This window comes from Variovorax sp. SG517, from assembly GCF_013376045.1.
Classification (GTDB): domain Bacteria; phylum Pseudomonadota; class Gammaproteobacteria; order Burkholderiales; family Burkholderiaceae_C; genus Variovorax.
In genome coordinates, this window is the sequence record NZ_JABMJG010000010.1 from 251813 (window position 1) to 271573 (window position 19761).

Annotated in this window: 19 protein-coding genes; 15 read left to right on the plus strand and 4 right to left on the minus strand. The window is 67.9% G+C overall.

Annotated elements, in window-relative coordinates; translation table 11 throughout:
- Positions 1-92: 92 nt before the first annotated feature.
- Positions 93-1079, minus strand: coding sequence for a tripartite tricarboxylate transporter substrate binding protein (locus FHT32_RS27915; protein ID WP_176667809.1), 987 nt, complete (start codon positions 1077-1079; stop codon positions 93-95).
- 280 nt (positions 1080-1359) lie between these two features.
- Here FHT32_RS27915 and FHT32_RS27920 point away from each other — a divergent pair, with 280 nt between their 5' ends.
- Complete coding sequence (locus tag FHT32_RS27920; RefSeq protein WP_176667810.1) at positions 1360-1926, plus strand: DUF3455 domain-containing protein; 567 nt, start codon at positions 1360-1362, stop codon at positions 1924-1926.
- A gap of 10 nt (positions 1927-1936) precedes the next feature.
- Here the strand turns inward: FHT32_RS27920 and FHT32_RS27925 are convergent, their stop codons facing one another.
- Together FHT32_RS27925 and FHT32_RS27930 are read right to left on the minus strand one after the other, a co-directional pair.
- Entirely contained in the window at positions 1937-2620 is a 684-nt protein-coding gene (locus FHT32_RS27925) for a type II CAAX prenyl endopeptidase Rce1 family protein (RefSeq protein WP_176667811.1), read from the minus strand.
- Positions 2621-2814: 194 nt separating this feature from the next.
- Positions 2815-3990, minus strand: a complete 1176-nt coding sequence (locus tag FHT32_RS27930; RefSeq protein WP_176667812.1) for an MFS transporter — start codon at positions 3988-3990, stop codon at positions 2815-2817.
- An 85-nt stretch (positions 3991-4075) separates the two neighbouring features.
- On the opposite strand from FHT32_RS27930, the gene FHT32_RS27935 reads away from it, so the two are divergent.
- From FHT32_RS27935 to FHT32_RS27970, 8 genes are all read left to right on the plus strand, one after another.
- Entirely contained in the window at positions 4076-4705 is a 630-nt protein-coding gene (locus tag FHT32_RS27935) for a 2-hydroxychromene-2-carboxylate isomerase (protein WP_176667813.1), read from the plus strand.
- Between the two features lie 344 nt (positions 4706-5049).
- Positions 5050-5703 carry a hydrolase gene (locus tag FHT32_RS27940; protein WP_176666511.1) on the plus strand — a complete coding sequence of 218 codons (654 nt, stop codon included), beginning with the start codon at positions 5050-5052 and terminating at the stop codon, positions 5701-5703.
- A 161-nt stretch (positions 5704-5864) separates the two neighbouring features.
- On the plus strand, positions 5865-6740 hold the full coding sequence (gene dapF / locus FHT32_RS27945) for a diaminopimelate epimerase (RefSeq protein ID WP_176667814.1): 876 nt from the start codon (positions 5865-5867) through the stop codon (positions 6738-6740).
- Positions 6737-7441, plus strand: a complete 705-nt coding sequence (locus tag FHT32_RS27950; protein ID WP_176667815.1) for a DUF484 family protein — start codon at positions 6737-6739, stop codon at positions 7439-7441. Before dapF ends, FHT32_RS27950 begins: the two co-directional genes overlap by 4 nt.
- Positions 7438-8073 (plus strand): YdcF family protein, encoded by a 636-nt coding sequence (locus FHT32_RS27955; protein WP_176667816.1) that lies wholly within the window; start codon positions 7438-7440, stop codon positions 8071-8073. Before FHT32_RS27950 ends, FHT32_RS27955 begins: the two co-directional genes overlap by 4 nt.
- Entirely contained in the window at positions 8057-9046 is a 990-nt protein-coding gene (locus tag FHT32_RS27960) for a tyrosine recombinase XerC (protein WP_176667817.1), read from the plus strand. Before FHT32_RS27955 ends, FHT32_RS27960 begins: the two co-directional genes overlap by 17 nt.
- A 13-nt stretch (positions 9047-9059) precedes the next feature.
- Entirely contained in the window at positions 9060-10283 is a 1224-nt protein-coding gene (locus FHT32_RS27965; protein WP_176667818.1) for a class I SAM-dependent rRNA methyltransferase, read from the plus strand.
- A 110-nt stretch (positions 10284-10393) separates the two neighbouring features.
- Positions 10394-11446, plus strand: a complete 1053-nt coding sequence (locus FHT32_RS27970) for a GTP-binding protein (protein ID WP_176667819.1) — start codon at positions 10394-10396, stop codon at positions 11444-11446.
- A gap of 90 nt (positions 11447-11536) precedes the next feature.
- Here the strand turns inward: FHT32_RS27970 and FHT32_RS27975 are convergent, their stop codons facing one another.
- A complete protein-coding gene (locus tag FHT32_RS27975) occupies positions 11537-13045 on the minus strand; it encodes a YdgA family protein (protein WP_256099189.1) in 1509 nt (502 codons plus the stop codon).
- A gap of 405 nt (positions 13046-13450) precedes the next feature.
- Here FHT32_RS27975 and dksA point away from each other — a divergent pair, with 405 nt between their 5' ends.
- The 6 genes from dksA (at position 13451) to rsmH (ending at position 19721) form a co-directional block, all read left to right on the plus strand.
- The gene (gene dksA, locus FHT32_RS35145; protein WP_371132267.1) at positions 13451-14422 is read left to right on the plus strand and encodes an RNA polymerase-binding protein DksA; all 972 of its coding nucleotides are present in this window, start codon (positions 13451-13453) and stop codon (positions 14420-14422) included.
- A 54-nt stretch (positions 14423-14476) separates the two neighbouring features.
- Entirely contained in the window at positions 14477-16153 is a 1677-nt protein-coding gene (locus tag FHT32_RS27985) for an STAS domain-containing protein (protein WP_176667820.1), read from the plus strand.
- A 58-nt stretch (positions 16154-16211) separates the two neighbouring features.
- On the plus strand, positions 16212-16757 hold the full coding sequence (gene hslV / locus FHT32_RS27990; RefSeq protein ID WP_007832466.1) for an ATP-dependent protease subunit HslV: 546 nt from the start codon (positions 16212-16214) through the stop codon (positions 16755-16757).
- 2 nt (positions 16758-16759) lie between these two features.
- Complete coding sequence (hslU, locus tag FHT32_RS27995) at positions 16760-18088, plus strand: ATP-dependent protease ATPase subunit HslU (RefSeq protein ID WP_176667821.1); 1329 nt, start codon at positions 16760-16762, stop codon at positions 18086-18088.
- 272 nt (positions 18089-18360) lie between these two features.
- Entirely contained in the window at positions 18361-18789 is a 429-nt protein-coding gene (gene mraZ / locus FHT32_RS28000) for a division/cell wall cluster transcriptional repressor MraZ (protein ID WP_081270207.1), read from the plus strand.
- 8 nt (positions 18790-18797) lie between these two features.
- Complete coding sequence (gene rsmH / locus FHT32_RS28005) at positions 18798-19721, plus strand: 16S rRNA (cytosine(1402)-N(4))-methyltransferase RsmH (protein WP_176667822.1); 924 nt, start codon at positions 18798-18800, stop codon at positions 19719-19721.
- Positions 19722-19761: the final 40 nt, after the last annotated feature.

Genomic DNA, 19761 nt, shown 5'->3' on the forward strand with positions numbered 1-19761 from the left:
CGCCGTTGCGCGCCAACGCCCCGTGCCATCCGGGGCAGTCTGGTTTGCAGCGGCCGCTCGTCGCCGATGGCCTGCCGTCGTGTGAACAGTCCCTAGTCCAGCGTGATCTGGTTGTCCTTCACCACCCTGGCCCAACGCTGCCCTTCGGCCGCGATGAGCGCGGCAAACTGCTCCGGGCTCCCGCCGGCGGGCACCATCCCCAGCTCGCGCAGCTGCTTGCGGTACTCGTCCGACTCGGCGATCTTGCGCGAGGTCGTGGCAATCAGGTCGAGGACGGGTTGCGGCGTGCCTTTGAGGGCAAAGACGCCGTGCCACGAATCTCCCTCGAACCCGGGAAAGGATTCGGCCACCGTCGGCACCTGGGGCAGGCTCTCCAGGCGCTTGCTGCTGGAAACGGCCAGGGGCCTGATCTTGCGGGTCTTGATGAACTGGAGCACGTCGGCGCTGGGCGAGAAGGCCACGTCGACGGTTCCGCCCACGAGGTCGGTCATGCCGCCGTCGCGGTAGGGCACGTGGTTGAGCGCAATGCCCGCGCTGTTGGCGAAGTAGGCCATCGACAGGTGCGGCACCGTGCCCACGCCGTACGAGGCGAAGTTGATCCGTTTCGGATGGGCCTGCGCGTCCTTGATCAGGTCGGCCAGGGTCTTGTAGGCCGACGATTCGGGCACCGAGACCACCAGCGGAATGGTGAGCATCCGTGTCAGCGGCACCAGGTCCGCCGGCTGGTAGGGAAGTTTCTTGTACGCATAGGGGTTGATGGTCACGGTGCCGCTGGCGGTGTAGAGCAGCGTATAGCCGTCGGCGGGCGCAGCGGCCACGGCCTGCGTGCCGACGATGGTGGCTGCGCCCGCGCGGTTTTCGATGACGACGGGTTGCCGCACCTGCTGGGACAGGCGCTCGCCCCAGAAGCGCGCCATGACGTCGGGGGCGGTCCCGGCCGGGAATGGCACGACCACGCGGATGGGCTTGCTGGGATAGGCGTTCTGCGCCTGCGCGCCGGGAGCGGCGCCGAGCATTGCGGCGACGGCGATGCCGCCCAGCGGCGCGAAGGTCTTGGCAAGGAACGATGGGAACAACATGTCGTCTGTCTCCGTTATGCGGCCGGGGGCCATGTGATGAAAGGAAGGCTCTTTCGCGCCGGGAGGGGCCTGGCGGCGTTTCACCGTGTTTCGCGGCGAACTCTAGGACGTCGTCCCGGCGCGAGGAAGCCGCGGGGGCGCAAATGAGTTTTCCAGTTGGCGCAGTCGCGCGAACGAATTTCTCGCCCCTTTGCATCCAAACCGGTCTCCGGTGCGTAGAGGTCCCAGCAGCGAGGAGCTGCTGCCGTCCGTCCATCTACCTACAACCAGGAGAACCTTCATGCACACCACCCGTCCCATCGCCGCGCTCGGCGCCGCCTCGGCCGTTGCCGTGCTCACCGCATGCGGCTCGATGTCTTCAGGCTCCATGGCCCCAGCGTTCAACCAGTCGACCCTGCCGCCGACCATCCAGGTACCCGCAGGCAACAAGGTCGCCATGGAAACCGTGGGCAAGGGCGACATCACCTACGAGTGCAAGGACAAGGCCAATGCGCCCGGCCAGACCGAATGGGTATTCGTCGGCCCCGACGCCAAGCTGTGGGACCGCGGCGGCAAGCAGGTCGGCAAGTACTACGGCCCGCCGGCCACGTGGGAGTCGAACGACGGCTCCAAGCTCACGGCCACGCAGCTGGCGGTGGCGCCCTCGGGGCCGACGAGCCTGCCGTTCCAGCTGGTCAAGGCGAATCCGGCCACGGGCACCGGCGCGATGACGGGCGTGACCTACATCCAGCGCGTGGCGCTGCAAGGCGGCGTGGCGCCCACGGGCGTGGCCTGCACGCCGGCCAACAAGGGCCAGAAGGAGATCGTGAAGTACCAGGCCGACTACATCTTCTGGAAGGCGTCCTGACGAGGCGCGGCTACTGCGGCTGAAGAGCCATGAGCACGGCATGGGCCAGGAGGTGGGCAACCATTGCCGCCTCCAGTCCGTGCCGCCAGAAGAGGTAGCCGGCCACGATGCCGAACTCGGCGTTGGCCCCGACGATGTAGACGACGAGGCCGGCACTCGGCGCGCCCGCCATGGCGAAGGCGGCAGGCAGGTGCCCCGCGCCGAACAGCAGCGCGCTGCCTGAGATGGCTGCCCAGAAGATCCAGGCCGACGGCTTTGAGCGATCTCGCTGCACGACGCGCCACAAGACCCAGGCCATCGCGCTCATGAGGCCCCAGCGCACCAGCACTTCCTCGGTGATGCCGCCGTAGAGAAAGCGCACGACGGCGGGCAGCACCACGCCCTGCAGCGGCGCGGCCACGTCGGCCGCAAGGCGCGAGATGGCCCACAGGAGCGCACCGCCGAGCAGGCCGCCGCACAGGCCGGGAACGAGCTGTTTCCCGAGCGCGCTCCATGGCGCCCTCGATTCGGCCAGCGCCGACAGTGCCGGCGCCTGAAGGCCGACGCCTGGCGCCAGCCTCGTGCCCGCGAATGCCGCAACCGCCAGCAGCAAGGAGGTCTGAATGCCCGAGGCCAGGCTCAATACCCACATCGGCACCGGCAGCGCCTTGCCCGCCAGGATCTCGGGCAGACCCAGCCATGCGACCGCGATCACGCCGGGAAGCCCGGCGCACAAGGTTGCTGCGAATACTCGTCGAGACAAAACTGTTCCTCCCTCCGCCCTCCGCGGCGGCCCCCAGGCACGATAGAAAACCAGGCTTGGCATGACCTGAAGCCATGCTGAAGAAACGCTGAACCTACGCGCTGCCCTGCACCGGCGGGATGCTGCTGTTCACGCCCTCATGCGCCTCATGCACGCGCCCGGCTCTGTGCCGCAGCGGCAGCGACACCGATCGCCGCCACCAGCAGGCACACCGAGAAGATCACCCCGCGCGTCTGCGTCGCATCGGCGAACGCGCCGACGATCAGCCCGGCCAGCGGCTGCGTGAGGTTGTTCAGCAGCACGATCACGCCGGTGGTCTTGCCGTAGTCGTGCGCCGGAATGATCCGCTGCCTGTGGATGCGGATGTAGATGCTGAACATCTTGTCGAAGCCGACGACGAGCAGGAAGCCGGCCGCATAGCCCCAGAGGCTGGTGCTCGCGGCCGTGAGCAGTCCGCCGGCCAGGATCAGCGCATAGGCGGTGACGCCCATGCGCCTGAGCGGTATCGACCCGCGGATGATCGCCAGCAGGATCGCGATGGTGGCCACGGCCCCGAGCGTCTGCAGCCACGCGTAGTAGGTGGCGGAGCGCTGGTGCAGCCCGGTGACCATCGCGGCCGCGGACGCGAGCGTGGTGCCCAGCATCAGGTTCACGCCGGAGGTGAGCATGGTCAGGCGCAGCAGCCCCGGCAGGCGCAGCACGTGGCCGACTGCCGTGACGATGAGTTGGAGGAAGTGGCCCGGCGCGCCCTGCGGCTCGTGCAACCGCACGGGGTTGCCGCGGCGCCAATACGAGGTGGCAGCGTCGGCCAGCAGGAAGAAGCCGGCCGCCGCGCCGACCACCGCCTGCCACGGCCACAGCGCGAACAGCGCCGCGGCCACCAGCGGGCCGAGCACGGTGCCGGTCTGCTCGGCTGTCTGCGCATAGGCCAGCACCTTGTCGAAGCCGTGCTGCGTGGCGATCTGCGGCAGCATCACTTCGCGCGCCATCACGCCCTGGGTAGTGAGCACGCCGCATACCGCGGAGAGCCCCACCAGCCAGCCGATGCCGCCGATCGCCTCGTTGGCCAGCACGCCGAGCACGCAGACCAGCGCGCGAAGAATCTGGCTGCCGCGCAGCAGCTTCAGCGGCGACACGCGGTCGCACAGCGCGCCGCAGACGGGGAACGACAGGAAACGCGGCAGCGTCTCGGCCGCGAAGGCATAGCCCGACCAGGCCACGTCCTGCGTCACCTGGAACACCACCAGCGGCACGAGGAACAGCAGGATCTGGTCGGCGAGCCTGGAGAGGAACAGCGAGAAGAGAAAGGCCGGGAACTTCATCGCGCCGTCATGTCCCGCGCAGACCCCGAGGGGAGAAGGGTGAGGGGTGCGGCGAGGGCGGGCATGCGCTGAAGATAATCGAAACATGATCGCGCTCGACTGCTACTACAGCCTCTCCTCTCCCTGGGCCTACCTCGGCGGCCCGCAACTGCAAGACATCGTGCGCCGCCACCACGTGCGGCTCACGCTCAAGCCCTACGACTTCCAGGCGGTGGTGCCGCAGACCGGCGGCATTCCGCTGAAGACGCGCCCCGAGCCGCGCCGCACCTACCACGCGCTCGAACTCGCGCGCTGGAGCGACTACCTCGGCATGCCGATGAACCTGGAGCCCGCGCACTACCCCAAGGGCGCACCCACCGATCCCAACTGGAACAAGTACCCGGGCTGGATGGTGATCGCCGCCCAGCTGCGGGGCCTCGACGCGCAGCCGCTGTCTCACGCGCTGCTGCGCGCCCTGTGGGCCGAGGAGCGCGACACCTCGAAGGCCGAGGTGCGCATCGCCGTGGCCGACGAGAACGGCTACGACGGCGCCTCGCTGCAGGCGATGGAGCAGTCGGCCGAGGTGCTGGCGATGTACCGCGCCAACAGCGCCGAGGCGGTGGAAGCGGGCGTGTTCGGCGCGCCGACCTTCATCCTGAACGGCGAGCGCTTCTGGGGTCAGGATCGGCTCGCGTTCCTCGACCGGGCGCTGGACAAGCTGCGCGCGGCGGGCTGAGCGCTCCCTGCGTCTTCAAAAAGGCCGGCCGCGGCAGCAGCGCCGGTATCAGCTTGCGGGTGATCCGTTCGACCGGCGTGCCGCGCTTGCGGCTGGCCGGCCCGGGTGCGCGGGCGCCACGCAGAAGGCGAACTCGAGGCTGTCCACGGTCACTGCCCGGCAGGAATGGAAGGGGACGGAAAGGGGGCGGAAAAAGTGTTCAAAAAATTCGATCATTGAAGATAAAAAGTTTCGTCAATGACAGCCTCGCGGCCCGCGATGATTCGTTCCATGCCAAGGAGATTTCTCTCCGGAAGCGATTGTGAATCAGATCGAACATTCAACCAACCCGCAGGAGTTCTCACATGTCCATCAAAGCCACCCCCACCGCCGGTTCCAAGCTGCTCAAGCCCACCGATCACACGCTGGTGATGATCGACTTCCAGTCGCAGATGGCCTTCGCCACGCACTCGATCGACGCCGTGAACCTGCGCAACAACGCCGCGCTGGTGGCGCAGGCGGCGGCCGGCTTCGGCGTCTCGACCATCCTCACGACCGTGGCCGAGAAGAGCTTCTCGGGCCCGATGTTCAGCGAGATCACCGACGCCTTCCCGGGCCAGAAGATGCTCGACCGCACCTCGATGAACACCTGGGAAGACGCCGCCGTGATCGAGCGCGTGAACCAGATCGGCAAGCCGCGCATCGTGCTGGCGGGCCTGTGGACCAGCGTGTGCATCGTGGGCCCGGCGCTGTCGGCACTCGACCAGGGCTTCGAGGTGTACGTGATCGCCGATGCCTGCGGCGACGTCTCGAGCGAGGCGCACAACCGCGCGATGGAGCGCATGGTGCAGGCCGGCGCGCAGCCGATGACCTCGCTGCAATACCTGCTGGAGCTGCAGCGCGACTGGGCCCGCGGCGAGACCTACGAGCTGACCACCGGCATCGCGAAGAAGGTCGGCGGCGCCTACGGCCTGGGCGTGACCTACGCCAAGACCATGTTCGGTGCGCACGAAGGCTGATCGAAGCACGAAACCTGCTGCGCCCCCCGGGGCCTCCTGCTCGGTCTCCGAGACAGCCGGAACCTGGTCAGCGCCGCCAGGGGCGCATCGCTCCCCGGCGCTGCAGGGGAGGGCTTGAGCCTCCGGTCGCCAGGGGCGATGCCCGTGGCGATAATCCCGGGATGCGAATCCGCTTTACCAAGATGCAGGGAGCCGGCAACGATTTCGTCGTGCTGGACGAAACGCGCGGCACGCTGGGCCTCAGCGCCGCGCAATACCGCTTTCTGGCCGACCGCCACTTCGGCGTCGGCGCCGACCAGATCCTCACTGTGCGGCCCTCGCCGGGCGAAGGCATCGACTTCCAGTACGTGATCCACAACTCCGACGGCGGCGAGGTGGAGCAGTGCGGCAACGGCGCGCGCTGCTTCATGCGCTTCGTCAGCGAACACCAGCTGACCGGCAAGAAGCAGGTGCGCGTGCAGACCCTCTCCGGCGTGATCGAACCCCGCATGGGCGACGACGGCCGCGTCACGGTCGACATGGGCGCCCCCATCTTCGAACCGGCCCGCGTGCCCTTCGACCCCGCGGGTCTCGACCCCCAGCCCGAAGGCGGCTGGCACAAGTGGCACCTGGCCCTCGGCACCCGCGCCGGCAGCGCCATCGTTTCCGTAGCCGTGCTCTCGATGGGCAATCCGCACGCGGTGCAGGTGGTGGACAACGTCGACACCGCTCCGGTGGCCGAGCAGGGCCCGCAGATCGAGCACCACCCGCGCTTTCCGCAGCGGGTGAATGCCGGGTTCATGCAGGTGGTCGACCGTTCCAACATCAGGCTGCGGGTGTTCGAGCGCGGCGCCGGCGAAACGCTGGCCTGCGGCACCGGCGCCTGCGCGGCGGTGGTGGCGGGCATCCGCCTCGGGCTGCTGGAGCGCCGCGTGGACGTGCAGACGCACGGCGGCGTGCTGACGATCGAGTGGCAGGGGGAGGGCCAGCCGGTGCTGATGACCGGGCCGGCCGTCACGGTCTTCGAGGGAGACATCGAGGTGCCGGAGCTGCCATGACCAACTTCACGAGCAACAACAACGACGCCAACGCCATGAACCCGATCACCGAAGACGACATCGCCAACTACCTGGCGAACACGCCCGACTTCTTCGAGCGCCATGCCCAGCTGCTGGCGCAGGTGCAGCTCACCAGCCCCCACGGCAACCGCGCCGTGAGCCTGCAGGAGCGCCAGGCCGAGATGCTGCGCGAGAAGATCAAGGCGCTGGAGCATCGCCTGATGGACATGATGCGCCACGGCACCGAGAACGTCGTCATCGCCGACCGCCTGCAGCGCTGGACCACAGGCCTCCTGACCACGCGCGACCCGCGCAGCCTGCCCTACCGCATCGCGGTCGACCTGCAGTCGCTCTTCCTGGTGCCGCAGACGGCCATCAAGGTGTGGGACTGCAGCGGCGAATACCTCAACGAGGCCTACGCCCAGTGGGTGAGCGACGACGTGAAGGCGCTGGCCACCTCGCTGACCTCGCCCTACTGCGGGCTGAACTCGGGCTTCGAGGCCTCCAGTTGGCTGCCCGAGCCGCAGTCCGCGATGTCGATTGCGCTGATCCCGCTGCGCCCCGGCCCCGAGTCGCCGGCCTTCGGCCTGCTGGTGCTGGCCTCGCCCGACGCGCAGCGCTTCAACGCCGAGATGGGCACCGATTTTCTCGAGCGCATCGCCGAGCTGGCCTCGGGCGCGCTTTCGCGGCTGCGTCCTTGAAACGTCCGCGCTGGTTGCGGCGGCCCTGGCAGGTCGTGCTGGCTTGCGGGCTGGCGGGCGTGCTGCTGGTGTACGCGGCCATCGGGGCGTTCAACTGGCGGCATTCCGAAGACTTGCTCGCGAACCCGCCCCGGCGGCAGGCCGATGCGGCGCTGGTGCTCGGCAGCCGGGCGTACCTGGACGGCAAACCGCACCCGTGCCTGACCGGTCGGGTCGACACGGCCGTGGCGCTGGCGAAGGCCGGGCTCGTGAGGCAGCTGGCCTTCTCGGGCGGCGTGGATTCCGAGGACAGCCGCATCGAGGCCATCACGATGGGCGAACACGCGATCGCCTCGGGCTTCACCGGGCCGATGGTGCTGGAGCCGGCATCGACCTCCACGCGGCTGAACCTGTCGCTGTCGCGCCCGCTGCTGCTGGCGGCGGGGGTACGCAGCGTGGTCATCGTGTCGGAGCCCTTTCATCTGTGGCGCGTCGAGCGTCTGGTGAAGATGAGCGGCTTCGACAAAAGCTTCGACGTGCAGTACGCCGCGGCGCCCACCTCCTGCTGGCAGGCGCTCGGGCCCTTCTCCAAGGGTGCGTTGCGCGAGCCGGCGGCCATCATCAACAATGCCGGGCATGGCTATCTCTTCTGAGCCGGCAGCATCCACTCCTTCGGACTGGATCGAGAAATACCTGGAGCACGTGCGCGTCGAGCGCCGGCTCGCGGCGCGCACGGTGGAGCTCTACGCCTTCCACCTGCAGTCCCTGCGCGAGCACGCCGCCGAGGCAAAGCTGCCGCTGGACCGCGTGCAGACCGCTCACATCCGCCGCTGGATGGCGCAGCTGCACAGCGCGGGGCGCGAGCCGCGCGGCATCGCGCTGGTGCTGTCGTGCTGGCGTAGCTTCTACCGTTGGCTGGGGCACGAAGGGCTGGTCGGCTTCAACCCGGTGCAGGACGTGCACGCGCCCAAGGCCGGCCGGCCGCTGCCCAAGGCCCTGGGCGTGGACGACGCGGTGAGGCTTGCAGAGCTCTACGACCCCGAGGCCGACCCCTGGACCGAAACGCGCGACGGCGCCATCGTCGAGGTGCTGTACGGCTGCGGCCTGCGCGTGAGCGAGCTGACCGGGCTCGATGCGCAGGCCAGCGCCACGGCACGAGGCTGGGTCGATCTCGATGCGATGGAGGCCAGCGTGCTCGGCAAGGGCAGCAAGCGCCGTATCGTGCCCATCGGCAGCAAGGCGGGCGAAGCGCTGCGCGACTGGCTCGCGGTGCGCGGCGACTGCCCCGGGCTCACCACCGCCCGCCTGCACGACCCGCAGGCCGCCGGGGCGCTCTTCATCAGCGCCAAGGGCATGCGGATGTCGTCGCAGGCGGTGTGGAAGCTGCTGCGCGAGCGCAGCCTGAAGGCCGGCCTGGCGGCGCCGGTGCATCCGCACATGCTGCGCCATTCCTTCGCGAGCCACGTGCTGCAGTCCAGCAGCGACCTTCGCGCGGTGCAGGAGCTGCTGGGCCATGCCAGCATCGCGACCACGCAGGTCTACACGCGGCTGGACTTCCAGCACCTGGCCAAGGTCTACGACGCGGCACATCCGCGGGCCAAGGCCCGCGAAGACAAAGACAAGTAAGCGACAAGAAACAATGAAAACCCTTCGCCTCAAACCCGGCAAGGAGCGCTCGCTGCAGCGCCGCCATCCCTGGGTGTTCGAATCCGCCATCGCGCGCGGCGGCGCCGATTCCGGCGAGACGGTGCGCGTCGAGTCGCACGACGGCACTTTTCTCGCATGGGCCGCGTTCAGCCCCGAATCCAAGATCCGCGCGCGGGCCTGGAGCTTCAACGAGACGCAGCGCATCGACGCGGCCTTCCTCGCTTCGCTGTGCGCCCGCGCCGTGGCTGCGCGGGGCCTGTTCGATCTGCAGAGCGACGGCGTGCGGCTGGTGCACGGCGAGGCCGACGGCCTGCCGGGGCTGATCGTCGACCGCTACGGCGACACGCTGGTGGCGCAGTTCCTCTCGGCCGGCGTGGAGCGGTGGAAGGGCGTGCTGGCCGATGCGCTGCTCAAGGCCACGGGCCTTTCGAAGCTCTACGAGCGCTCCGACGCGAGCGGCCGCGAGCGCGAGGGCCTGAAGCCGGTCACCGGCTGGCTGCGCGGCGAAGGGCCGACCGAGATCGTCATCCGCGAGCACGGCTGGAAGCTGTCGCTGGACATCGCCACCGGCCACAAGACCGGCTTCTACCTCGACCAGCGCGACAGCCGCCAGCGTTTTGCCGAGCTGGCGCAGCACCGTCGATTCAGGCGCGTGCTGAACTGCTTCTGCTACACGGGCGGGTTCACCGTCGCGGCGCTGGCGGGGCTGAAGGCCGCAGGCGCGCTGCAGGGCGCGCAGCTGGTGTCGGTCGATTCGTCGCTGCCGGCGCTGGAGCGGGCGCGCGGCCATCTGGCGCTCAACGGCTTCGATGCCGCCGGCGGGAATGGCATCGAGGCCGAGTTCCTCGACGCCAACGTCAACACCGTGCTGCGCGAGTTCATCGACCAGGGCCGTACCTTCGACGCCATCGTGCTCGACCCGCCCAAGTTCGCGCCCACGGTGGCGCACGCCGAGCGCGCCGCGCGGGCCTACAAGGACATCAACCGGCTCGCGCTCAAGATCCTGGAGCCGGGCGGGGTACTGCTGACCTTCTCGTGCTCGGGCGGCATCAGCGCCGACCTGTTCCACAAGATCGTGGCATCGGCGGGGCTGGACGCGGGCGTGGACGGCTACATCGCCGAACGGCTGGGTGCCGCGCCCGACCATCCGATGACCATCGAATTCCCGGAAGGGGAGTATCTGAAAGGCCTGGTGGTGGTCAGGAAGCCTGCCTGAAACGGGGCTTGACCCTGCCGCCAACGCAACTCAGTGGCATTGGCTAAACTGCCGGGCCGCGCCTTCCACGGCCCCCATTTCCCGTTTTCCGCTTCCGGAGCACATTCCCCATGGCCCTCATTCCCGCGACCATCCTCACCGGCTTTCTCGGCTCGGGCAAGACCACGCTGCTCAAACGCATCCTGACCGAGGCCCACGGCCAGAAGATCGCGGTCATCGAGAACGAGTTCGGCGAGGAGAACATCGACAGCGACATCCTCGTGACCGAATCGAAGGAGCAGATCGTGCAGATGAGCAACGGCTGCGTCTGCTGCACCATCCGCGAAGACCTGCGCGAGGCGCTGCAGCTGCTGGCCGCCAAGAAGCGCCAGGGCCTGCTCGACTTCGACCGCGTGGTGATCGAGACCACCGGCCTGGCCGACCCCGGCCCCGTGGCCCAGACCTTCTTCATGGATGACGAGATCGCAGAGAGCTACCTGCTCGACTCGATCCTCACGCTGGTGGATGCCAAGCACGCACCGCAGCAGCTGAACGACCGCCAGGAAGCGCGCCGCCAGGTGGGCTTCGCCGACCAGATCTTCATCAGCAAGAGCGACCTGGTCGCGGCCGAGGAGACCGACGCGCTGATCCACCGCCTGAAACACATGAACCCGCGCGCGCCGCAGCAGAAGGTGCATTTCGGCGAGGTGCCGCTGAAGGACGTGTTCGACCTGCGCGGCTTCAACCTGAACGCCAAGCTCGACATCGACCCCGACTTCCTGAAGGAAGACGACCACGATCATCACCACCATGACCACGAGCACGGCGAGCACTGCGACCACCCCTCGCACAAGCATGAAGGCCATGGCCACCATCACCACGTGGACGACGACGTCAAGAGCTTCGTCTACAAGGCCGATCGTCCGTTCGACCCCGCCAAGCTGGAAGACTTCCTGGGCGCGATCGTCAACATCTACGGCCCGCGCATGCTGCGCTACAAGGGCGTGCTGAACATGAAGGGCACCGAGCGCAAGGTGATCTTCCAGGGCGTGCACCAGCTCATGGGCAGCGACCTGGGCCCGGAATGGGGCAAGGACGAGGCGCGCCAGAGCCGCATGGTGTTCATCGGCATCGAGCTGCCACGCGAGATCCTGGAACAAGGCCTGGAGCAGTGCCTGGTCTGACCTGAAGAGCCGCTGAAGGCTTCCTGAAGCAAAAACAAAAACGGCGCTGGCCCGCGAGGCCAGCGCCGTTTTTCGTTGGGGCAGGGCGGCTTACTTGCCCGAGCCGTTCATGCCGGGCGCTCCGCCCAGCGGCTGGCCGTTGACCTTCAGGTTGCCCTCGCTGAACTCGACCTGGGTGGTGACGTCGTCGCCGTCGCGCTTCACGAAGCCGCTTTGCTCGCCCTGTTCGACCAGGCCGGCCACCATTTCGGGCGGCGGTGTCTGGCCGCTCTCGGCACCGGTCTCGGCCAGCTTCTCGAGCCACTTCATGGGCAGCCGCGCGTGGGCCTTGAGCACGCCGCGCTTCATCATCAGCGCCGTGCCCGGCAGTTGCAGGTCTTCGTCGGTCACGCCGGCCATGCCGGCCGAATAGCCGAGTTCGGCGCGCTTGCCGTCGATCTCGACCAGCAGCTTGTCGATGCCGGCCTCGGGCGCGTACTTGGCCATGGCCTTGAGGTCGGGCGTGAGCTGCTCGAACAGCGCCTGCATGGCCGCCTGGGAAGCTTTGCTGCCCCCCTTGCCGCAGCTGTTGGCGGCGCTGGACTGCATCCAGGCGTCGGCCAGCTTCTTGTAGCCGGCGCCGTGGATGCGGCGCGCGCCGCTGGTCAGCTCGAACTTGTCGATCTTGGTCTCGCCGATCTTGCCGGTGCCCTTGAGGGTGCCGGTGGAGGCGTAGAGGCCGTCCTTGATGCTCGCGTCGCCCACCAGGTCGATGCCCTGCAGCACGATGGCCGGCAGCGCCTTCGGCGGCTCGGAGCCGTCCTCGGCCGCCTTCTTCTTGACGGTGAATTCCAGGGAGTCGAGCCGGCCCTCGCTCTTGCCGGTGGCCAGGAACCAGCCGGCGCTGCTGTCCATGTCGGCCTTGGCGGTGAGCTTGCCCATCTTCATGGTCACGCCGCGGCGCACTTCGTTGAAGTCCAGGCCGGGCATGCTCAGGTCGTAGTGCGCCTGGGTGCGCGCGGCGTTCACCTGCACGCGGGCCTGCAGGCCCTGCCAGTCGAGGCGGCCCTTGCCGTCCTCGGCCAGCTTGACGGGCGCGACCGTCAGGTCGCTCGTGAAGCCGCCATCAAAGCCGACCTTGGTGCGGGCCGACACGGGCTTGGCCTCTCCGAAGAATTTCTTCGCCTCGGCCTGCGCCTTGTCGTCGAGCACCAGTTCGCTGTCGATGACGGCGGCCGCCAGCGTGCCGCCGGCCAGCGGGCCGTGGTGGATGGTGTCGCGGATGGTCAGGCGCAGCTGCTTCGGCGGCTTGATGGCGGGGGTGTCGTCTTCCTCGCCGTCTTCCTTTTCCTCTTCGTCCTGGCCAGCGGTGGGCTGGCTGGCAGCCGGCGCGGCCGCATCGGCCGCGCAGCCGATTTCCAGCGTGACGGTGCTGACGGCGCCCAGGAAGCCGCGTTCGTACTTGCGCTCGGTCACGCGCACCAGCGCGGTCTGCTTGGGCAGCTCGTCCAGGGCGGTGTCGTAGCGCGACTTGATCTGCGACCCGGCCCACCAGGTGCTGCCGCCGTAGGCGACGGCGATGGCCGCGGCCAGGACTCCCAAAACTGCTTTCTTGTTCAAGGCTTGTTGCTTTCTTGTGTCTGTCTTGCGATTGATCGGAATGATCGGATAGGCCCCCTGCGCCATATGGACAAAGGCCGGGGCCCGCGCGCCACCCCCTCCGGCGGCGCCGGGCGATGCTAACGGAGTCGGACGGCATGCCGGAACATGTCCCGCGCCGTCGAGTTCTCTATACAATCGCGCGCCTGTTTCGCAAGCCACGTCCTGCTCCCAGGGACAAGATGTGACTTCCGGCACGGGGCGCCGTACGTTCCTGGCGGGCTTTCGGGGGTATAACCCCGGGGTTCGCCACTTGGCGGGCACCCCGACAACGGGGGCCTGTGCGGCCTGAAAGCCGCAACGGGCCTCCATGGGAGGAGACACCCAGTGAAAGCGCGTTCCAGTTCGTCCAAGGAGCCAGTCACCGTGAAGAAACCCGCCGCCAAGGCCACGCCAGCAACCAAGCCCGCCGTCAAGAAGGCGACGGCTGCGAAGCAGGCTGTACCTGCGGCCGCGAAGGCTTCCGGTTCCGCGACCAAGGAGAAGAGCGAGAAGAGCGCGCCGTCCAAAAAGCCCGCAGCACCACCGGCCAAGGCCGCGACCGCTGCGACAAAGAAGTCCGCCAAGCCTGCAACTGCCGCCACCAAGACCGCGGGCGCGGGCTCATCGTCATCCAAACCCGTCGGCCGCCCTGCTGCCGTTCCTTCTGTCCCCCCGATCCCCATGAAAAAAACGGCTGCCGCCTCCACCTCCGCCCCGGCGACACCCTCGATGCCCGCCCAAACCGCCACGCCCGCTCCCGCCGCGCGTGGTGGCCGCGTGTCCCGGCTGTCGCAACTGACCGTCCCCTCGATGCCGCAGTCGGTGGCATCGACGGCCGCCAAGTCCACTTTCTCGCAAAGCCATTCCAACGCGCTGGTGCCTCCGCCGCCCCTCGCCATCAAGAAAGATCCGAAACTGGCCAACAACTGGAAAACCAAGTCGCCCGCCGAACTGAGCGATGCCGAAGTCATTGCCATGCCCGACGACGAGTACATGAACGAAAAGCAGATGGCGTTCTTCCGCCTGAAGCTCGAAGAACTCAAGCGCGGCATCCTCGAGAACGCCGGCGAGACCACCGAGCACCTGCGTGAAGACACGGTGGTCGTGCCCGACCCGGCCGACCGCGCCACCATCGAGGAAGAGCACGCCCTGGAACTGCGCACCCGCGACCGCGAGCGCAAGCTGCTCAAGAAGATCGAGCAGTCGATCCAGCGCATCGACGCCGGCGACTACGGCTACTGCGACGAGACCGGCGAGCCCATCGGCGTCGGCCGCCTGCTGGCCCGCCCGACCGCGACGCTTTCGCTCGAGGCGCAGCAGCGCCGCGAACTCAAGCAGAAGATGTTCGGGGATTGAAGCGAGCACAAGGTAGATAAACGCCAGCGTCTTCTCTTCGATAGCCTTCGCCGAATGCCAAAGGAAGAATCGGGCCGCCTTCTGTCCAAGGTGGCCAAGTTTGTCCGCAATCCCCTGAAGGATTGGTCGGAGCTGGATGCCCCTGCGTCCGCCGCGCCCTCGGATTCCTCGCTGCCCGCGCAGACCTACAGCCGGGAGATGCTCAAGGAGATGATCGAGCGGCGCCAGCGCAACGATTTCGTGCGCCGGCGCGAGTTCGACATGCTGCGCAAGCTGCGCCAGCGCGAGGCCGCCGCGCATGCCTTCGAGGCGACGGTCACGCCGTCGTCCTTCAACATCAACAGCTCCTCCGAAAGGTCGGAGGGCCGCGCGCTCACGCTCAAGAAGATCGACGAGATCGAGCAGCAGATGTCGCAGCAGTGGTGGAAGGGGCGGGGGCCGAACGGCGAAACGCTCGTCAATCCGCCGCCCGACGCCGGCGCGGAAACCCTGCCGCCGGTGCACACCGACGAGCTGCTCTCCGAGCCCGCGGAGGCCCTGCCCGCCGCGGCGGTGACCCCGACCGGCGCCGCCGCTCCGGCCGTGGCCGAAGGCGTGCCGTTGCTGTCGTCGCGCCTTGCGCACGACGGCGCGCTCGAGGAAGCGGTAATCCGCTTCGCGCACGGCGACGACACGGGCGCCGAGGCGATCCTGCTGCAGGCCCTGGCTTCCCCGCCCGACAGCGTGTCGCCCGTCGAGAGCGCGACCGACGCAACCAACGAGCGCGACGACAACCGCTGGCGCGCGCTCTTCGACCTGTACCGCGCGACCGGCGACGCCGCAAAGTTCGCCGCCGCCCGCATGCGCTACGCGCAGCGCATGCGGCGCATGGGTCCCGATTGGGTTTCCCTGGAAGAGCTGGCCCGCAGCGTCAAGGCCGTCACCGCCAGCGAGGACGCTGCCGGGGTGGCTGCCGAGGGCGCCCACGGCCAGGCCGACTGGACCTGCCCCACGCGCCTGGGACGCGAGGGCCTGATGGAGCTCACCCGGGCGCTGTCGAAGGCCGGCTCGGTCTGGACGCTCGACTGGCGCGGGCTTCATGCCGTCGAGCCCGAGGCTGCCGCGCCGCTGCGCGTGCTGTTCACCCACTGGGCCGATTCGCCGGTTCAGCTTCGCTTCATGGGCTCGGCGCAGCTGCTGGCCGTGCTGGCCGAGGCCGCGCCCAACAACGAGCGCGGCACCGACGACGTCTGGTGGCAGCTGCACCTCGCGGCGCTGCGCTTGATGCACCTGCCCGACGACTTCGAGCTGGTGGCGCTCAACTACTGCATCACCTACGAGGTGTCGCCGCCCGCCTGGCAGGACCCGAAGGGCGAATGCACCTCGCTGGCCGCGCCGCCCGCGAGCCGGCCCAGCTCGGTGTGGTCGCTGCTGTCGGTCGGCGGCGACTCCGAGAGCTTCCCGTCCACCGACAGCGGCTTTGCCGCGCTGGCGGGCGACCTGCGCGGCGAGTCGCTGTCGAACTGGCAGCGGCTGGACCACGACCTGCGCCACACCACCGCGCCCGTCATCTCGTGCGCCGCGCTGCTGCGCATGGACCTCGCCGCCGCTGGCACGCTGCTGAGCTGGGTGCGCGCGCGCGATGCCAACGGCGAGCGCGTGCAGTTCGTCGATGCGCACCGGCTGATTGCGGCGCTGTTCAACCTGGTAGGCATTGCCGATCACGCGACCGTGGCGGTTAGAAAAAACTAAGGGATCGGCCGGCCCCCGCACGGGTTGCATTGCCTTCGGCCACCCCCAGATGGCTGCGATGGAACAGTTTCACGGCACCACCATCGTGAGCGTGCGCCGCAAGACCCCCCAGGGCGACCAGGTCGCCATCGGCGGGGACGGGCAGGTCACTCTCGGCAACATCGTCATCAAGGGCACGGCGCGCAAGGTGCGCCGCCTCTATCACGGCAAGGTGCTTGCCGGCTTCGCGGGCGCCACCGCGGATGCCTTCACGCTCTTCGAGCGCTTCGAGGCCAAGCTCGAGAAGCACCAGGGGCACCTGACCCGCGCCGCGGTCGAGCTCACCAAGGACTGGCGCACCGACCGCGTGCTGCGCAAGCTCGAGGCCATGCTCGCGGTGGCCGACGCCACCACCTCCCTCATCATCACCGGCAACGGCGACGTGCTGGAGCCCGAGGACGGCGTGATCGCCATCGGCTCGGGCGGCGCGTATGCGCAGTCGGCGGCCAAGGCGCTGATCGAGAACACCGAGCTTTCGGCCGAGCAGATCGTGCGCAAATCGCTGGCGATCGCCGGAGAAATCTGCATTTACACGAACATGAACCACACGGTGGAAGCGCTCTGACCATGTCCATGACCCCCCAGGAGATCGTCTCCGAGCTCGACAACCACATCGTCGGCCAGCCGGCAGCCAAGCGCGCCGTGGCCATCGCCCTGCGCAACCGCTGGCGCCGCCAGCAGGTGGACGACAAGCTGCGCCACGAGATCACGCCGAAGAACATCCTCATGATCGGCCCCACGGGCGTGGGCAAGACCGAGATCGCCCGCCGCCTCGCGCGACTGGCCGACGCGCCCTTCATCAAGGTCGAGGCCACCAAGTTCACCGAGGTGGGCTACGTGGGCAAGGACGTCGACTCCATCATCCGAGACCTGGCCGAGATCGCCGTCAAGCAGACGCGCGAGGCCGAGAGCATTAAGGTGCGCGCGCGCGCCGAGGATGCCGCCGAGGAGCGCATCCTCGACGTGCTGCTGCCCCAGGCGCGCAGCGCCGACGGCAGCTCCACCGCGACCGACGCCAGCAACGCCACCCGCCAGGCCTTCCGCAAGAAGCTGCGCGAGCATCAGCTCGACGACAAGGAGATCGAGCTCGACCTCGCCGAGACCCGCGCCCCGCTGGAGATCATGGGCCCGGCCGGCATGGAGGAAATGACCGAGCAGCTGCGCGGCATGTTCGGCCAGCTCGGCGGAGGCAAGCGCAAGACGCGCAAGCTCAAGATCGCCGAGGCGCTGCGCCTCCTGACCGACGAGGAAGCCGCCAAGCTGGTCAACGAGGACGAGATCCGCACGCAGGCGATCGCCAATGCCGAGCAGAACGGCATCGTCTTCATCGACGAGATCGACAAGGTCGCCACCCGCAGCGAATCCCAGGGCTCCGACGTGTCGCGCCAGGGCGTGCAGCGCGACCTGCTGCCGCTGGTGGAGGGCACGGCCGTCACCACCAAGTACGGCGTGGTGCGCACCGACCACATGCTGTTCATCGCGAGCGGGGCCTTCCACCTGAGCAAGCCCAGCGACCTCATTCCCGAGCTGCAGGGGCGCTTTCCGATCCGCGTGGAGCTGCAGTCGCTCTCGGTGGCGGACTTCGAGAGCATCCTCACGCAGACCCGTGCGTCGCTCGTGAAGCAGTACCAGGCGCTGCTCGCCACCGAGGGCGTGACGCTCGAATTCACGCCCGAGGGCGTGAACCGGCTGGCCACCATCGCCTTCGAGGTGAACGAGCGCACCGAGAACATCGGCGCACGCCGTTTGTCGACCGTGATGGAGCGCCTGCTGGATGAGGTAAGCTTCGACGCGACCCGCCTCGAAGGGCAATCGATCCGCATCGATGCCGCCTATGTCGACCAGCGCCTTGCGGCACTAAGTCACGACGAAGACCTTTCGCGCTTCATCCTCTGAAGCCGCTTCTCTCTCCCCCTGTAACGGGGGAATCCTTCACGCATCACTTTCACTGCGTGAGCTAAGTGCTTAATTCTCAACGAAATTCGCCGATTCCAAGGATTTGGAATCGGCGCTAAGTCGTTGATTCCATTACAAAAAATAGCCCAAACGGCCAGTTGCTTCCGAAGTGTTTCCTGCTACAGTGCAAAAAAGTGCAGTTAAGTGGGAAAAAGTGCGGGTAGTGCCCCTTTCGGGTGCCGCAGCACTCCCAACACAGGGGTTTCGTGGTCGTGTTTCAAGGCGCTTCATCGCTCAGTCTGGATGCCAAGGGGCGGCTCTCCGTGCCGACCCGGCATCGTGACGTCCTGAGCGCGACGGCAGGCGGCCAGCTCACGATCACCAAGCATCCGCACGGATGCCTGATGGTGTTCCCCCGTCCCGAATGGGAAAAATTCCGCGAGCGCATCGCCGCGCTGCCGATGTCGGCCCAGTGGTGGAAGCGCGTCTTCCTGGGCAACGCCATGGACGTCGAGATGGATGGCACCGGCCGCATCCTGGTGTCGCCCGAGCTGCGCGCGGCCACCGGCATCACGCGCGAGACGCTGCTGCTGGGCATGGGCAACCACTTCGAGCTCTGGGACAAGGCCACCTACGAGGCCAAGGAGGCCGAGGCCACCCAGGGCGAGATGCCGGACGTATTCCAGGACTTCGCGTTCTGAGGGGCATCGTGAACACGCCCTGGACCCACACGACCGTCTTGCTCGGTGAGGCGGTGGAAGCTCTTCTATCCGGCAGCACGGCGGCCACCGGCACCTACGTGGACGCCACCTTCGGAAGAGGAGGGCACGCGCGCGCGATCCTCGCGCGGCTGGCGCCGGAAGGCAGGCTCATCGCATTCGACAAGGATGCGGAAGCAGTGGCCGAAGCAGCGCGCATCTCCGATGCGCGTTTTTCCATCCGCCACCAGGGATTCCGTTCGATCGGCGAGCTGCCCGATGCGAGCGTCGCGGGCCTGCTCATGGACCTGGGCGTGAGCTCGCCGCAGATCGACAACCCGGTGCGCGGTTTCAGTTTTCGTTTCGATGGTCCGCTCGACATGCGCATGGACACCACGCGCGGCGAGAGCGTGGCCGAGTGGCTGGCAACGGCCGAACTACAGCAGATTGCAGAGGTGATCCGTGACTATGGCGAAGAACGGTTTGCTGTTCAGATTGCAAAGGCGATTGTTGCTCGCCGACAAGAACGGGGCCCAATTTCAACCACCACCGAACTGGCCGAGCTCGTGGCTGGCACGGTCAAAACCCGCGAGCCGGGCCAGAACCCTGCAACGCGCACATTTCAGGCTTTTCGGATTTTCATCAACGCCGAGCTTGAAGAGCTGCAACAAGCGCTAGAAGCCAGCCTGTCGGTGCTGAAGCCCGGTGGACGGCTCGCGGTCATCAGCTTCCATTCGCTGGAGGACCGCATCGTCAAGCAGTTCATCGCGAAGCACTCGAAGGAGGTCTACGACCGCCGCGCGCCGTTCGCCGCGCCCAAGGCCATGAAGCTGCGTGCGCTGGAGCGCATCAAGCCCTCGGAGGCCGAGGTGAGCGGCAATCCGCGAGCGCGCAGCGCCATTCTGCGAGTGGCAGAACGAACGGAGGCCCCATGAGCGCCGCCCGGCCGCCCGAAGGCGCTCGCCCCCTCGCTTG

Excerpts from the sequence above, each read along its gene's own strand:
- FHT32_RS27915 (WP_176667809.1), bottom strand. The coding sequence starts at position 1,079 with ATGTTGTTCCCATCGTTCCTTGCCAAGACCTTCGCGCCGCTGGGCGGC.
- FHT32_RS27920 (WP_176667810.1), top strand. The coding sequence starts at position 1,360 with ATGCACACCACCCGTCCCATCGCCGCGCTCGGCGCCGCCTCGGCCGTT.
- FHT32_RS27930 (WP_176667812.1), bottom strand. The coding sequence starts at position 3,990 with ATGAAGTTCCCGGCCTTTCTCTTCTCGCTGTTCCTCTCCAGGCTCGCC.
- FHT32_RS27935 (WP_176667813.1), top strand. The coding sequence starts at position 4,076 with ATGATCGCGCTCGACTGCTACTACAGCCTCTCCTCTCCCTGGGCCTAC.
- FHT32_RS27940 (WP_176666511.1), top strand. The coding sequence starts at position 5,050 with ATGTCCATCAAAGCCACCCCCACCGCCGGTTCCAAGCTGCTCAAGCCC.
- dapF (WP_176667814.1), top strand. The coding sequence starts at position 5,865 with ATGCGAATCCGCTTTACCAAGATGCAGGGAGCCGGCAACGATTTCGTC.
- FHT32_RS27950 (WP_176667815.1), top strand. The coding sequence starts at position 6,737 with ATGACCAACTTCACGAGCAACAACAACGACGCCAACGCCATGAACCCG.
- FHT32_RS27960 (WP_176667817.1), top strand. The coding sequence starts at position 8,057 with ATGGCTATCTCTTCTGAGCCGGCAGCATCCACTCCTTCGGACTGGATC.
- FHT32_RS27965 (WP_176667818.1), top strand. The coding sequence starts at position 9,060 with ATGAAAACCCTTCGCCTCAAACCCGGCAAGGAGCGCTCGCTGCAGCGC.
- FHT32_RS27970 (WP_176667819.1), top strand. The coding sequence starts at position 10,394 with ATGGCCCTCATTCCCGCGACCATCCTCACCGGCTTTCTCGGCTCGGGC.
- FHT32_RS27985 (WP_176667820.1), top strand. The coding sequence starts at position 14,477 with ATGCCAAAGGAAGAATCGGGCCGCCTTCTGTCCAAGGTGGCCAAGTTT.
- hslV (WP_007832466.1), top strand. The coding sequence starts at position 16,212 with ATGGAACAGTTTCACGGCACCACCATCGTGAGCGTGCGCCGCAAGACC.
- hslU (WP_176667821.1), top strand. The coding sequence starts at position 16,760 with ATGTCCATGACCCCCCAGGAGATCGTCTCCGAGCTCGACAACCACATC.